Source organism: Echinicola sp. 20G, assembly GCF_015533855.1.
Taxonomy (GTDB): domain Bacteria; phylum Bacteroidota; class Bacteroidia; order Cytophagales; family Cyclobacteriaceae; genus Echinicola.
Window position 1 is genome coordinate 4,050,961 of the sequence record NZ_AP024154.1, and the last position, 15,633, is coordinate 4,066,593.

General features: G+C 40.8%; 8 protein-coding genes. All 8 read left to right on the forward strand.

Features of this window, described 5'->3' with window-relative positions; translation table 11 throughout:
- The first annotated feature begins 5 nt into the window (after positions 1-5).
- The 8 genes from JL001_RS16420 to JL001_RS16455 all read left to right on the forward strand — a co-directional run bounded on the left by JL001_RS16420 (position 6) and on the right by JL001_RS16455 (position 15,630).
- Entirely contained in the window at positions 6-1,949 is a 1,944-nt protein-coding gene (locus JL001_RS16420; RefSeq protein WP_200978036.1) for a RagB/SusD family nutrient uptake outer membrane protein, read from the forward strand.
- Between the two features lie 172 nt (positions 1,950-2,121).
- Entirely contained in the window at positions 2,122-3,507 is a 1,386-nt protein-coding gene (locus tag JL001_RS16425; RefSeq protein WP_200978038.1) for a hypothetical protein, read from the forward strand.
- 62 nt (positions 3,508-3,569) lie between these two features.
- Positions 3,570-4,742 (forward strand): mannonate dehydratase, encoded by a 1,173-nt coding sequence (gene uxuA, locus JL001_RS16430; RefSeq protein WP_200978047.1) that lies wholly within the window; start codon positions 3,570-3,572, stop codon positions 4,740-4,742.
- A gap of 7 nt (positions 4,743-4,749) precedes the next feature.
- A complete protein-coding gene (locus JL001_RS16435) occupies positions 4,750-7,629 on the forward strand; it encodes a glycosyl hydrolase 115 family protein (RefSeq protein ID WP_200978049.1) in 2,880 nt (959 codons plus the stop codon).
- Positions 7,630-7,635: 6 nt separating this feature from the next.
- Positions 7,636-9,597 carry a sialate O-acetylesterase gene (locus tag JL001_RS16440; protein WP_200978051.1) on the forward strand — a complete coding sequence of 654 codons (1,962 nt, stop codon included), beginning with the start codon at positions 7,636-7,638 and terminating at the stop codon, positions 9,595-9,597.
- A gap of 735 nt (positions 9,598-10,332) precedes the next feature.
- Complete coding sequence (locus tag JL001_RS16445; RefSeq protein ID WP_200978053.1) at positions 10,333-10,980, forward strand: RNA polymerase sigma factor; 648 nt, start codon at positions 10,333-10,335, stop codon at positions 10,978-10,980.
- A gap of 37 nt (positions 10,981-11,017) precedes the next feature.
- Positions 11,018-12,046, forward strand: coding sequence for a FecR family protein (locus JL001_RS16450; RefSeq protein ID WP_200978055.1), 1,029 nt, complete (start codon positions 11,018-11,020; stop codon positions 12,044-12,046).
- Between the two features lie 230 nt (positions 12,047-12,276).
- Positions 12,277-15,630: a SusC/RagA family TonB-linked outer membrane protein gene (locus tag JL001_RS16455; protein WP_236252858.1), complete on the forward strand. Its 3,354-nt coding sequence runs from the start codon at positions 12,277-12,279 to the stop codon at positions 15,628-15,630.
- Positions 15,631-15,633 lie beyond the last annotated feature (3 nt).

Below are 15,633 nucleotides of genomic sequence, written 5' to 3' on the forward strand. Positions count from 1 at the left end.
TAATTATGAAAAAGATACAAAAACATATAAAAACATGGATGAAAGTTGCCTTAATGACATTGCTTCTTACATCATGTGCCGATCTTCTGGATGAACAGCCTCGTAGTAATTTCGAACCGGGCTTTTTTGAAACAGAGGCTGGTGTTCTAGGTGGATTGACTTCCATGTACGCTCACTTGCGCTATATTTACGGACAGGCTTATTATTATAATACTTGCCAAACCGGAACAGATGAAGTGACCTATGCACAGAGTGCAGACCAAAACTTCCTAGTGATGGATTTGAGTGGCCAAGGGGTAATTGATGCTTCCAACAGCCGTGCAGATGTTGTGTGGAGTACTGCCTTTTCAAATATCAATACAGCCAGTGGGGTTATCAAATTTGGCGTTGAAGCGGGTGTTTCAGCAGAACTTATTGCTGAAGCCAGGTTTTTTAGAGCATTTGATTATTTCCTACTGGTACAAACCTTTGGAGGTGTTCCCTTGGATCTAGGATCAGGGGAATTGGAATTTAATACAAATCCTGTAAGAACATCTGTGCGAAACACAGTGTCAGAAGTATATACCAAGGCTATATTCCCAGACTTGATTGCAGCAGTAAATGATCTGCCAGAGGTGGGGAGACTGACAGGTACGGCCACTAAAACTTTGGCGCGACTTTACTTGTCTAAGGCCTATCTAACTTATGCATGGTGGTTAGAAAATCCAAATAATATTCCAACTTACCCAGATGTGCAGCGTGTTGATCCAGATGGTCATGACGCACAATGGTATTTTCAGCAGGCCTATAATGTTGCATTGGAAGGGATAAATAACCCTGGGCCTTTTGGACTGCAAGAAACATTTTATGATGTTAATTTTGCTCCGAACGATCGTAATAATGAATTGTTATTATATGCGGATCATACACAAAATAGTGAATTTTATAACGGAGGAAGCCTGACTTACGGAAGTGGTGGTGCTCCGGATAACTTTGCGGGCTGGATGATGACTTGGAATTATACCGTAATAAGAAGTAGTTCTTCCAGCTCCCAATGGGCAAATGATATAGAGTCCGTAAGGCGGGCAGCAGAGCAGGCTATAGGACGTCCATGGACCCGTATGTGCCCTACAATAGGAGCTATTACCAATACATTTGCTGATAAAGCCAACGATTCTAGATATGATGGTACCTTTACTACCGTCTATCGAGCAAATACTGACAAGTCGCCTTCAATCGGAGGCCCCATCTATAATGCTAATATGATGGAAGTTCAGGCAGGAGATGCTATCCTTACTTTTTTGGATGAAGACCCTGGCCAACCTATTACTTACCCAACGCCAACAAGTTTGGGAGGGAATATTGGAGCGGGGATTTTACCTGGAAGATCAGACTTTGTTATTGCGCCAAGTGGTGTTAGCAGGATCGTTTATCCTGGTCTTTGGAAATTAGGTCCTTACCGTACCGACAGCGGGGATGGGCTAGGACAGCCTAATGCAGGTAGCACTCGGCCTTTCAATATCGCTAAGTTTTCAGAGTTGTATTTTGTTGCAGCAGAGGCAGCTGCAAAAGGGGCCACTGGTCCTCAAAGCGCCCGAGACCTGATCAATGTTATTCGTGCCCGGGCCGGTAAATGGAGTTGGGATAATAATGAAAATCAAGAGAGAATTGAGGATAATAGTTCTGCAATGGTGGCTGCAACGCCTGCAACAGTTGACGTGAATTATATATTGCTTGAGCGCTCACGTGAGTATTTTGGCGAGGGCTACCGTTGGTATGATTTAATTCGAACCCAAAAATGGAATGAACTAGCAGGAACATACATGATTGGAGGCAGAAATTATGGGGATCATACTCCACAAACGGTTATCCGAACTATCGAACCTCATCATTATCTAAGACCTATCCCACAAGGACAAATGGACTCGATGGAAGGTGATAATGAAAGTTACCAAAACCCAGGGTATTAAAGTAAACAAATTCAAACTACTGATTGGTCCTGTTTATTTAGGTAATCAATGTTGAATGTAAATAAAATGAATTTTGGTACGTAAGGTTTATTCTATTTAAGCCTTACCGATTTTAGGGTTACCTTGCCGGGGAATTTCTCTCCGGTAAGGTTTTTTTAGGGCTGATGAAGAAATGAAAAAATATAAAGTCACCATGCCGATCATATTGCTAATCGTATTATATGCAAGTTTAGCTTGTGGAGATAAAAATACTGAAACTCCAGACCTTCCTATTGTCCCGGAAAAAACTTCATTATCCATTAAGGCTGACCTAGATGTTCAGTATCAAGAGATGATTGGTTTTGGCGGAGCATTGACTTGGTATTCAGCTGGGCTGGTGTCCAGTCCCAAGAAAGAAGAGCTGTATGAACTGATTTTTGAAGACTTGGGGATGGATATATTGAGGTTGAAAAATTGGTACTACCCCAAGGCCTATCCGGAGAATAAATCCCCAGAACTGATGGAAACGGAGGGTGATAAGGCCATGTGGAAAGCCAATGAAGAATTTTATACTGTTGCAAAATCTAGAAATCCTGAAGTTCAGGTATTGATGTCTTCATGGGGGCCTCCCGCATCACTTAAAAATAACAACCATTTACGGGAAGGGAAACTTAAAAAAAAGGACAATCGATTTATATATGCTGAGTTTGCCCAATATTGGGAGGACATGCTGAACCATATGACTTTTACACCGGATATTATCAGTATCCAAAATGAACCCGGCTATATCAATTCAGGGTGGACTACCTGTCAATGGTCTCCTCGAGAAACTCAGGAAATGGCTGGTTATGAAGAGGCATTGGAGGCTATTTGGGAGCAAATCAAAGACCGGGAAGATGCACCAGCAATCTTGGGGCCGGAAGCAGAGAACCAAACTGCTTGGGAAAATTTTACCCTCGTTATTAAGGATAAGGATTATTTAGACTATTTCGGTTGGCATCCTTACAGCTTCGACAAACAAGCTGATGTTGCCAATGTCGACTCTTGGTTTGATCAAATTGGGAATCAATATAACCAACGCCCCAATATTATGACCGAGTATTCAGGATTGGACTGGCTTAAGACGGCTAGGTTTGTCCATAGGGCCCTTACCGTGGCCAATAGCTCAGCCTATATTTATTGGGAATTGGTTTGGGGAGCTCCAGGTTATACCGAATATCCCATGATCAATATCAAGAGTTCAGGAGCGTATGAAGTGACTGGATATTATTATCTTATGAAGCACTTTGCAAAATATGTGGATAAAGGATATCAACGAGTTGGAGTTTCATCCAATGGGTCGGGTTTGGAAGTGTCCGCCTATTTGAATCCAGCTGCTGATCAAGTGACCTATGTGGTGATCAATCCAGCTGATGAAGAATTTGTCTGTCAAATGGAAGTTGAAGGAAAAACCGTTCAAACTATCCAAGCTTTTCAAAGTCTAAAAGGAAATTATGATAATCAGCTGCAAGCCTCAGAAGAAAGTGCAAAAATACTGGTCAAAGCGAGAAGTACAACCACAGTTGTAGTGGGGATATAATCAAACACAATTAGAGATTTTAATTCAGCAACCATATTACACCAAAATAAACCAACAGAACAATGGCATTGATCCAAACTTGGCGATGGTACGGGCCCAACGACCCGGTAAGTCTTAAAGATATCAAACAGGCAGGAGCAGCAGGAGTGGTTTCTGCCTTACACCAAATTCCCCATGGTGATGAATGGCCAATAGCGCTGATCATGGAACGAAAGCGGCAAATTGAAGAAGCAGGTTTAAAGTGGTCTGTGGTAGAAAGTGTACCAGTGCATGAGGCAATAAAAACCCGTAATGAACACTGTGAATTTTATCTGGAAAATTACAGGAAAACATTAAAGAACCTTTCTTTTTGCGGCATAAAAACAGTTTGTTACAATTTTATGCCCGTTTTAGATTGGACAAGAACTGAACTGGAATTGCCACTGGAGAATGGTGCCAAAGCACTTTATCTGAACTGGGTTGATTTGGCTGTGTTTGATATAAAGGTGTTGAAGAGAGCTGATGCATCGTCTTTTTACCAAGAAGCAATCCTAGAGCAAGTAGAAGAAAGGTATGCCAATATGTCCCCTGAAAAACTGGATGAACTTATCGAAGTTATTTTAATGGGGGTGCCAACTGAGGGGGGAGTTACATTGGAAAATCTGCAGGAAAGTATAGAGATTTATAAGGGGATAGGAAAGAAAGGGCTGCAGGAAAACTTGATCTACTTTTTATCCAGTATATCAACTGTATGTGAGGAAGAAGGAATTCAAATGACCATTCACCCTGATGATCCTCCATTTGCTATTTTGGGCTTGCCAAGAATTGCTTCTACCAAGGAGGATCTGGAGCATATACTTCGAGCGGTTGACAAACCCTTCAATGGAATTTGTTTTTGTACAGGGTCGCTTGGGGCAGGAAGTCATAATGACCTGCCTAAAATTCTGGATGCTGTAGGTGACAGGGTTTACTTTACGCATCTCAGAAATGTGAAAAAAGATAGGTTGGGTAATTTTTACGAATCAGACCATTTGGACGGGGATGTGGATATGTATGCGATTATGAGGAAGCTGGTGGAGTTGAATGCTAAAAGAGAACTGTCCATTCCATTCAGGCCTGATCATGGCCACCAAATGCTGGACGATCTAAATAAAGTGACCAATCCCGGGTATTCTGCCATTGGAAGACTTAAAGGCTTGGCCGAGCTGAGGGGACTGGAAATGGGAATAGCCAAAACTTTAATGATTCAAGAATAATAGCATCATGAATAAACTCAGGAACCTTAACTATTTTTTAGCTGCATTGATTTTCCTTTTGTCGAACTCCTATACAATGGCTCGGCAGGATAAGCATATTGTCAAGGAAGTTGGCGGTTACGGGCGCTTTCCCCTTGTTGATAACATAGCAGTTCCATTAATAGTGGATGCTGCTGCCGATGAAGGGGTAATGATCGCAGCCAAGAATTTTCAAAAAGATATCAGGGCTGTTACTGGCAAGGAGCCAGATTTAGAAAGGTCAAGTACCATCCCTGAGGCTCAAAATGTGGTCATCATTGGAACCATTGGGAAAGGAGGGCTTATTGATCAGCTGGTGGACTCTGGCAAACTAAAAGTATCCGGAGTTTCAGGGAAGTGGGAAACGTTTACTGTGGAAACCATAGACCAGCCTTTCCCAGGAGTAGAGCAAGCTTTGGTGATTGCGGGCAGTGATAAGCGAGGAACCATTTTTGGGATTTATGAGATGTCAGAGCAAATTGGCGTTAGCCCTTGGTATTGGTGGGCAGACGTTCCGGTAAAAGAAAAGTCGGCACTTTTTGTAATGAACACGAAACATAGTTTAGGAACTCCAGCAGTTAAATATCGGGGCATTTTTATCAATGACGAAGCGCCTGCATTGGCAGGTTGGGCAACGGAAAAATTTGGAGGCTTCAATCATCAGTTTTATGAAAAAGTTTATGAGTTGATTCTTCGGTTAAAGGGCAACTTTCTTTGGCCAGCCATGTGGGGAAGGGCCTTATATGATGATGATCCCATGAATGCGGCCTTGGCCGATCAGTATGGTGTGGTGATCAGTACCTCTCATCACGAGCCCTTGATGCGGGCGCATGTCGAGTGGAGCCGATATGGTGAAGGTGATTGGAATTATTCCACCAATGCTGAGCGACTCCAAGAGTTTTGGAGGACAGGGATTGAACGGATGGGAAATAACGAAAGTATTGTAACTTTAGGGATGCGTGGAGATGGTGATGAGCCAATGAGTGAGGAAAGCAATATCGCCTTGTTGGAAAAAATAGTTGAGGACCAAAGGGAAATTATTCGGAATGTCACCCAAAAGCCCATTGAAGCTACACCTCAGGTATGGGCACTTTACAAAGAAGTACAGGAATATTATGACAAAGGTATGCGAGTACCGGATGATGTGACCCTGTTATTGTGCGATGATAATTGGGGAAATGTCAGGAAATTGCCAGCGATAGGAGTAAAGCAACACTCGGGAGGATACGGGATGTATTACCACTATGACTATGTGGGCGGACCAAGGAATTATAAATGGCTCAATACCAATCCGATTCCAAGGATTTGGGAGCAGATGCACTTGACTTATGAGCATGGCGTGGACAGGATTTGGATTGTCAATGTAGGCGATATCAAACCAATGGAATTGCCTATCACGTTTTTCTTGGATTATGCATGGAATCCACAGCAATGGCGAGCTGATCGGCTTCCAGAATACACGACCCAATGGGCTCGTGATCAATTTGGGTCAGGGCTGGAAAATGAAATTGCTGAGATTTTGGACCAATATGCTAAATTCAATAGCAGAAGAAAGCCTGAAATGTTGGATCAGCTTACTTACAGTTTGACGAACTATCAAGAAGCTGACCGTGTAGTGGAGGATTATAATGCATTGGCAGCAAAAGCTCAGGAAATATATGATCAACTGGATCCAACCTACAAAGCAGCCTATTTTCAGCTGGTGTTGTTTCCTGTATTGGCCTGTTCCAATCTGAACGAGATGTACTTGGCGGTAGCAAAAAATCATTTGTATGCAACGCAAGGCAATGCACTTACCAATGAAATGGCAGAGAAGGTTGAAAGGCTTTTTGCCAAAGATGCGGAATTGGCTAAAGCCTATCATGAGTTGAAGGATGGCAAATGGAACCATATGATGGACCAAACCCATATTGGTTACACCTACTGGCAACAACCAGAAAAAAACGCCATGCCAGAGTTGAATACAATCAGTCTGCCCCAGCAGGGAAGTTTAGGGGTAAGTGTTCCAGGGAGCTTGGCATTTTATCCTGATCATAAAAGCGTAAGACTTTCTGAGTTGAGCCCTTACCAAGTAGAGGAGGCTTTTGTCATTCTTTTCAATCGAGGAAGTTCTTCTGTTCCGTATGAAGTAATTAAAAAGCCTGAGTGGCTTATGATCGAAAAGGAAAAAGGAATTTTAGTAGATCAGGAGCAACTCAAAGTGACTGTTGATTGGGATAATGTGGCGCTGGGAAAAGTAGAAGGAGAGGTTATTCTGCAATCGGCCCAAGATAAAGTAAGCATAAAGGTACCTGTCCATAAGTTCCAAGTGCCTGATGACTTTGAAGGGTTTGTGGAAAGTGAAGGATATGTTTCTATTGAAGCACCCCATTTTTCAAGGCAAGAAGCAATTGCTCCAGTGGAATGGCAAGTTCTTCCCGATTTAGGAAAAACAGGGTCAAGTTTGACTGCTTTTCCTGTGTCATATAAGGAGAAAAGCGAAGAGGATCTGCAGAATTTTGTAACCTATAATGCTTATTTTACATCGGAAGGGCCCGTGACCATTCATGTATACCTTTCTCCCACATTGAATTTTAAAAATACTCCAGAGGGTTTGCGGTTTGGCATTTCAGTGGATGATGAAGCCCCTCAGATTATTTCCATGCATTATGACGAAAGTGGAAAGCTTTGGGATAAATGGGTAGGTGAGAATATCAATATTCAGAAAAGTGAACATGTGATTGATGGACCCGGTGAACACAGTATCAAGCTTTGGTTGATAGACCGGGCTGTCGTCATTCAGAAAATTGTGATAGATACAGGGGGGCTCAAAGAAAGTTATTTAGGCCCCCAAGAAAGCTTTATGCATTTTTCAACATCAAATCCTTAAAAAACCATGATTTTATCAAAACAAATCCCTAGATGCCTGATCTTCCTTTTGATATTGTGTTCTTCAACTATTCAACTCAGAGCGGAAATTCGCCTTCCTCATTTGATCAGTGATGGTATGGTATTGCAAAGAAACCAAGAGATTCGGATTTGGGGATGGGCAGATGAAGGAGAAACGGTACAGGTAGAATTTCAAGAGTTCAAGGAGTGTGTGGTTACTAAAAAAGATGGAATGTGGGAGGCATTTTTCCCTGCCATGAAAGAGGGAGGACCCTATTTTATCGATATTTTGGGAAAGGATAATCATATTCATATAAGTGATATTTGGTTCGGGGATGTATGGATTTGTTCCGGTCAATCAAATATGGAACAAACAATGGCTAGAGTTGAGCCAATGTTTCCTGATGAAGTGAAGAAGGCAAATAACCCGGCCATAAGATACTTTGATGTTAGAGATGATTATAATTTTGAAAATGAACTTTTGGACGTGAAGGGAGGAAAGTGGATTTCAGCAAGTCAGAATGACATAAAGCAGTTTTCCGCTGTAGCCTATTTTTTTGCCCAAAAGGTACATGAAAAATATAATGTTCCAATAGGGCTGATCAACGCAAGTGTAGGTGGATCACCCATACAATCATGGATCAGGGAAGATGAGCTCAATCGTTTTCCGAAGGACTATAAAGAAGCAGTTCGATTTCAGAATCCGAACCTGATCAAAGAAATTGAACAACGTGATAGGGAAAGAAGAAAGGATTGGCTACTTGATCTTAGGAAAAAAGATCAAGGATATTCAAACCCTAAAGAATATTGGTATGATATAAACTATAAACCTGAAAACTGGGAAGATATGGCTCGTTTAAATAAACTTCCAGTGGTAGAAGGTAAATACCCTGAAAATGGCGTTTATTGGTTTAGAAAGGAGTTTTTTATCCAAAATAAAAGTGCAGAAGATATGGAGGCCTATTTATTGTTAGGGACCATTGTGGATAGTGATTCAGTCTATATTAACGGACAGTTTGTTGGAGCAACTGCTTACCAATATCCTCCAAGAAGGTATAGTGTGAATAAAAATGTTTTACGCCATGGGAAAAATGTTTTGGTCGCCCGGGTTATAAATGAAAGAGGCTTGGGAGGTTTTGTAAAAGATAAGCCATACCAAATTGAACTAAATGGAGAAATAATTGACCTAAAATATGATTGGAAATACAAGCAGGGAGCTGCCATGCCAGCTTTACCAGAACAAACTTTCATTAGGTTCAAGCCATTAGGCTTGTATAATGCCATGATAGCTCCACTAAAACAATTTTCAGTGAAAGGTGTGTTATGGTATCAAGGAGAATCCAATGTAGGGGAAGCCTATCACTACAAAGAACAGATGGCTGCTTTAATTGAAGGATGGAGAAAGGCATGGGATAAAACAGATTTACCATTTCTCTTTGTGCAATTGCCAAATTTTATGACACCTTCGCATGCCCCTCATTCCGGTACCTGGCCCCAGATTAGGGAAGCCCAGAGAAAAACATTGGAAATTCAACATACAGGAATGGCGGTGACCATTGATGTTGGTGAAGCGAACGATATTCATCCTTTAAACAAAAAGACCGTTGGCGAGAGGTTGGCCTTACAGGCTTTTAAAATTGCTTATGGAGAAACAAAAGGTGTATTTTCTGGTCCAACAATTAAAAAAGCTGAAATTTCAAATGATATGATAATTCTTAGCTTTGAGGATGTTGGAGGAGGTTTGGTAACTAGTGGAGCTGGTTATCCCGATGGGTTCGCTATTTCAGGCCAGGATGGAGAATTCAAATGGGCAAGAGCCAAGATATTAGAAAATAAGATCATTCTTGAATGTAATGATATTACTGATCCCAAAAAAGTCAGCTATGGATGGGCCAATAATCCAGATAGGGCAAACCTCTATAATCTGGAAGGTCTACCAGCTTCCCCGTTTGAGATTGAGGTTGAATAAAAGAGAAAATCTCTTTCAAACGTAATAAAGGCCACTGTTTTGGAAATAGTTAAGTTGGTGAAATGGTTAATTTGTGGATTTGGATATATTTATTCATTTTGAAATTGCTAAGTCGCGCTTCATTTTAAAGAGAAATGGTTAATTAAACATGTGTAAGTATCTAATAATCAATGATTTCACCTAAGTGAAATCGGATTTTGCCGAAATAATAAAATTACTCGCATTGTGTGGGCAAAATAGTCATTTTTTGATTCAATAAATTTCTGTAGTAAAACGCAATAACATGTGTAATTGACTGGTTTATAATTACTTGTGTATTTTTGTTTTCTGGGATATTTTACTTGTTGGGAGTATATTTAATCATACGAGTAACTTTAAACCCAACCAACCAATGAAAGATTTTATATGTAAACACTTGAACAGCATTTTAAACTACTTTGAATACTTTTTTGTGCTCCGATTTATTTTTTATCCCAATTGGAGTTTTGGATTAGCTTACTTGAATTCCTGACATTTCGATCGATCTATACATCTATATAAGTGTTTGCAGGTGTCTAACTGACGTCGATTCAACTCTACCTTACCTGTACCTTAAAGTTCCCAAATATTAACCTGGTGATGGAAGCTTTTCGGCGGCTATCCAAAAATTGAAATAATTATTAAAATAATTGAGGTTCTTTTTAAATCCCTTTCCCTCTTTATGTATGAAGAGGGATTATACTCCAATACTCCATCATGAAAAATGCCCAAAATAATACACTAAATGTAAATGAACCAGGATCTGCTAAGTTGTTGATGCAGCACAGTAAGGTGATGATAGCCTATACCGAGAAATCTGACAGCCACGTTTGGGAATCCTTTAAGCGAGGAGAGGAAAAAGCTTTTAACTACATATACAGAGAGCATGTAAGGCAACTGTATAATTATGGTATGCAAGTTTGCAAAGAAGATGAATGGGTGAGGGACAGTCTGCAAATGATGTTTGTGGACCTAAGAAAAAGGAGGAGTAGACTGGGAGAAGTGAAAAGTATCAAAGGCTATTTATTTACTGTTTTTCATCGGACACTTTTTAAGTTGATCAAAAGCAAAAGGAAAGGCATGGGGACATTTGTTTCCCTTAATAAAGAAGACAACAGTTTTTTCATAGAAGCCTCCCATGAGACCAAGCTAATAGCAGAAGAGTTCAGCTACGAAAGAAAAAATGACATTGAGGCGGCTCTAAATAAATTGTCTCAAAGGGAGAGACAAGCGATAATACTTCTTTACAGGGAAGAACTTTCCTACAAGGAAATTGCCGAGATTATGGATTTCAAAGAAGTGAAAACAGCCCGCACACTAGTATACCGCGCTATGAACAAGCTCAAAGGAATATTTAACGTTTGATAGCGAACTAATAAATGAGGCATTGGATAATGAAGATATGAAATACGACCAATTTGAAGTAGAGGACTTTCTCAATGATGAGTTTTTTATCCAGTGGGTAAAACATCCAGGGGATGAAACAGATCATTTCTGGCTAAAATGGATTGGAGAGCATCCAGAAAAGCTTCATTTAATTCAAAAGGCCAGAGAAATAATCCTGTTTATCGATTATAAGGACAAAAGCGTGCTTTCTGATAAGTATTATATGGATTTGTATGAAAATATTGTAGAGAAAAGCAATATCACAATACCTGACCATGAGGTTAAGTTTCCTTGGAAAAATTGGCATAAAGTAGCCGCGATCCTCATTGTAGTAGTTTCAAGTGTTTATTGCCTTCGGCATTTTTTATCAAATGACAAGATGATTTCTTCATCGGATGTGCCAGAAATGATCACCAAATGTAATCCTAGTGGTCAAAAAACAGGATTTAGGTTACCTGATGGCACAGTGGTATACCTCAATGCAAGTAGTAAATTAACCTATCCATCAGTATTTAAAGAGGATGAAAGAAGGGTGTCCATGAAAGGAGAAGCTTATTTTGATGTGGCAGAAGACAAAGAGCGTCCATTCATTATTGAGACCGGGGACGATATAATCAAAGTTTTAGGGACTTCATTTAATCTAGTTCATTCCAATAATGAATTGAAAGTAGCCTTGGTAAAGGGGAGTGTTGCTTATGAAGATGCAGAGGGAAATACCGTGAGAATTAAACCCAACCAGATGTTGGTCAAAGATAAGAATGGTAAAGTCTCCAAAACTCCTTTTGACATGCTGGAAGTAACTGGTTGGAAAGACAAATACCTGATTTTTAAAGATGATGGTTTTGTAGAGCTTAGCAGCAAACTTGAAAAATGGTTTGGTGTGAAAATAGTCTCTGATCTCAAGGTAGACAGTACTTGGTCATACTCTGGGGTATATCATGACAAATCCTTAGAATATGTGCTGGAAGGTATCAGTATCGCTTCGGATTTTGACTTTAAAATCAATCAAAAAAAAATAACAATTACTAACCCAAACAATAAATAACCATGAAAATAATTCACAAAAACACCAGTTGAAAGAAATGGCAGAAAAGCACGCTTTCCTGCCAAACAACCTTTGTGCCAATCGCCAAATCAGTCAAAGGTTAATTTCAAGTTTTATGCACTTAAAATCTTAAACAAAGTATGGAAAAATCAATACTTAGGCAACTTATTATGCTTTCCAAATATTTTGTGTGCGCTTTTATCTTTCAGCTATTTTTTACAGCTGTGCTAATGGCAAACACAAGTAAAGCCCAACTGAAAAGCTTGGATGATGTGAAGGTTACTATCCACTCACAAGGTGAAGGATTAGAACACATCATTCAACAACTGGAGAAACAGAGTGATTTCCAGTTTAGTTACAATAAAAGCAAAATCGCTTTTAAAAATATCCGATTGGATATCGATCGAGAAGAGACTCCATTATCGGATGTCTTACGGGAAATTTCAGTCAAATCAGATTTGAAATTTGTACGGGTGGATAACAACATTCATATCACTAAAAAGCAAAATGGAGAAAAGGCCGTAAAGGATGAAAATCCTAAATGGCTGGAGCAGATTTCAGGAAGTGTTGTTTCCAGTTCTGATGGAATGCCCATACCTGGGGTAACTGTAAGAATTGAGGGAACCACCAAAGGAACTGTCACTAATGTAGATGGAAAATTTACCATCGAAGTTAATGAAGGTGAAACCTTGGTATTCAGCTTCGTTGGTTTTAAAGAACAAAAAGTAGTGATAGGTTCTCAAAGCGTCATCGATATTGTTCTTCAGGAAGATCTTCAATCATTGGATGAGGTAATTGTAGTAGGTTATGCCGAACAGAAAAAGGAAACCATTGTAGGTGCAGTGACCCAGACCGATGGAGAGGTGCTCAAACGTACCGGTGGGGTTTCCAATGTTGGACAGGCGCTTACCGGTAACCTGCCTGGTGTGATCACCACATCAAGTGTGGGAACGCCTGGGGAAGAAATGCCCCAGATCGTCATCAGAGGGCAAAACAGCTGGAACGGCAATTCACCTTTGATTTTGGTGGATGGTGTAGAACGTCCTGAGTTTTTTGCCAATATGGATATCAATTCTGTAGAGTCTATTTCTGTCTTGAAAGATGCTTCAGCTACAGCAGTTTTTGGATCACGGGGGGCTAATGGCGTGATCATCGTGACTACAAAACGTGGCCGTGAAGGAAAGGCAGAAATTACGGCCAATATAAGCAGCACCATGAAGTCCGTTTCCAAACTACCAGGCAAGCTGGATTCTTATGATGCCATAGGGGTTAGGAACTTAGCTATTGAACGTGAGTTGTCTTTAAGCCCAAATAGTTGGGGGGAGATTATTCCACAGGAAATGAGATTAAAATACCGTTTTCCCGCCAATTTGGAGGAGATGGAAAGGTACCCGAATGTAAACTGGCAGGACGTGGTATTCAAGGACCAGGCCATGGCCTATAATGCCAATGTGGGCGTACGGGGCGGCACCGATTTCGTCAAATACTTTACCAGTATCGATTACCAGTACGAAGGTGATTTGTTCCGTAAATTTGAAACAGGAAGGGGCTATCAGGCTGGTTTTAATTATAATAGGATCAATTTTAGAAGTAACCTCGATTTTCAGTTGACACCAAGTACCAAGTTGGGGGTAAATTTGGGGGGGACTTATGGCGTTCGCCAATCTCCCTGGGCCTATGACTTCCCGGAAAGTTACTGGAACTCTGCCTATCGAAGTCCACCTGATGTCTTTTTGCCTCGGTACTCCGATGGAGCCTACGGAACTTATATTCCTGATGATTATGCGGTTACAAACTCCTTGTTGAACTTGGCTATCAGTGGCATTAATTATATTACCACAACAAGGCTTTCTACTAATTTTTCACTTGAACAAGATCTGGGAATGATCATCAAAGGTTTGAACTTCAGGGGAACCCTGGCTGTGGACAATTCTTTTCAGGAAACCAATAAGGGAATTAATGACCTGTATAATAGCCCCAATACCAAGTGGATTAACCCTCTTACAGGAGAAACTACATTCACAAATATCTTGGATCCCAATACCAGATTTGATTATGCAGAAGCAATCACATGGCAGGATCAGGCTGGGAGTGTAAACAATAATTCATCTCAAAGAAGGCTTTTCTATCAACTGCAATTGAACTATGCAGGAAGTATTGAAGGGACTCATAATTACTCTCTAATGGGGCTTTTAAATAGACAGGAGGATGCCATAGGGAGTGTCATTCCCAGTTATCGGGAAGATTGGGTATTCCGGGCCACATATGACTATAAGAACAAATACATGATCGAGTATAACGGTGCTTATAATGGGTCTGAGAAATTCTCTCCTGAAAACCGTTTTGCATTTTTCTCATCTGGTGGATTAGGATGGAATATTTCCGAAGAGAACTTTATGAAAAACCTGACCTTTGTGGACCGGTTAAAGCTTCGGGCTTCCTATGGGGAAGTAGGAGATGACAATATCGGAGGAAGGTTCCTGTTTATGGACCAATGGGCCTACGGGAACACTTCCCAAATGGGGGTGATTGGTCAAGCAGGAGAAGACAGTCCTTATACTTGGTTCCAGCAAAATGCAGTAGGGAATCCGAATGTCCATTGGGAAACAGTGTATAAATACAATATGGGATTGGAGTTCGGCTTTTTTCAAGGGTTAATTAATGGTAGTGTGGACTGGTTCCGGGACAATAGGGTGGATATACTAATGTCCAGTGGACGTTCAGTGCCTAGTTATTATGGAGCCACGGCGCCAGCAGCCAATTTGGGAAGAGTGGAAACCGAAGGCTATGAGCTTACTATAGGCCTAAATCATACCTTTGATAGTGGGATCAGGCTTTGGGGAGATTTTTCCATGACCCATGCTATCGATCAGGTTATTGATAGAGATGATCCCGAGCTACGGCCTGATTATCAAAAGAATGCGGGTTATCAGTTAGGACAATACCGAAGTCATATCAGTGCAGGCTATTATAATACCTGGGACGAACTATATGGAAGTCCTCAGCATAATACTAACGACATGGCCAAGCTCCCTGGAAACTATTATATCGTGGATTTTAATGGTGATGGTGTTGTAGATGCATTTGATTCTGCTCCTTACGGTTACTCCGGTGTACCTCAAAATACCTATAGCACCAACTTGGGGATAGAATGGAAAGGGCTTAGCCTTTATTTACAGTTTTACGGCGTGAACAACGTGACACGGGATGTTTCACTGAGTAGTTTGGGCGGAGGCTTGAACTTGGTTTATGACGAGGGAACCTATTGGTCCAAGGAAAATACGTCTCCTGATTCTCCTTTGCCTCGATGGCGGTCTCAACCTTCCAGCTATAATTACGGTCCTAGATACCTCTATGATGGATCTTATCTAAGATTGAAGAATGCTGAAATCGCCTATAATTTCCAATCTGACTGGGTAAGAGACATAGGAATGAGCAATATGCGATTATACATCAATGGCAATAATCTTTTGCTTTGGACGGACATGCCAGATGACAGAGAGTCCAACTTTGGGGGACCATCTTGGCAAGGAGCCTATCCGACTGTAAGAAGGATCAATTTGGGCCTTAATGTTACATTCTAAACG

Excerpts from the sequence above, each read along its gene's own strand:
- JL001_RS16435 (WP_200978049.1), top strand. The coding sequence starts at position 4,750 with ATGAATAAACTCAGGAACCTTAACTATTTTTTAGCTGCATTGATTTTC.
- JL001_RS16425 (WP_200978038.1), top strand. The coding sequence starts at position 2,122 with ATGAAAAAATATAAAGTCACCATGCCGATCATATTGCTAATCGTATTA.
- JL001_RS16420 (WP_200978036.1), top strand. The coding sequence starts at position 6 with ATGAAAAAGATACAAAAACATATAAAAACATGGATGAAAGTTGCCTTA.
- uxuA (WP_200978047.1), top strand. The coding sequence starts at position 3,570 with ATGGCATTGATCCAAACTTGGCGATGGTACGGGCCCAACGACCCGGTA.
- JL001_RS16455 (WP_236252858.1), top strand. The coding sequence starts at position 12,277 with ATGGCAAACACAAGTAAAGCCCAACTGAAAAGCTTGGATGATGTGAAG.
- JL001_RS16445 (WP_200978053.1), top strand. The coding sequence starts at position 10,333 with ATGAAAAATGCCCAAAATAATACACTAAATGTAAATGAACCAGGATCT.
- JL001_RS16440 (WP_200978051.1), top strand. The coding sequence starts at position 7,636 with ATGATTTTATCAAAACAAATCCCTAGATGCCTGATCTTCCTTTTGATA.
- JL001_RS16450 (WP_200978055.1), top strand. The coding sequence starts at position 11,018 with ATGAAATACGACCAATTTGAAGTAGAGGACTTTCTCAATGATGAGTTT.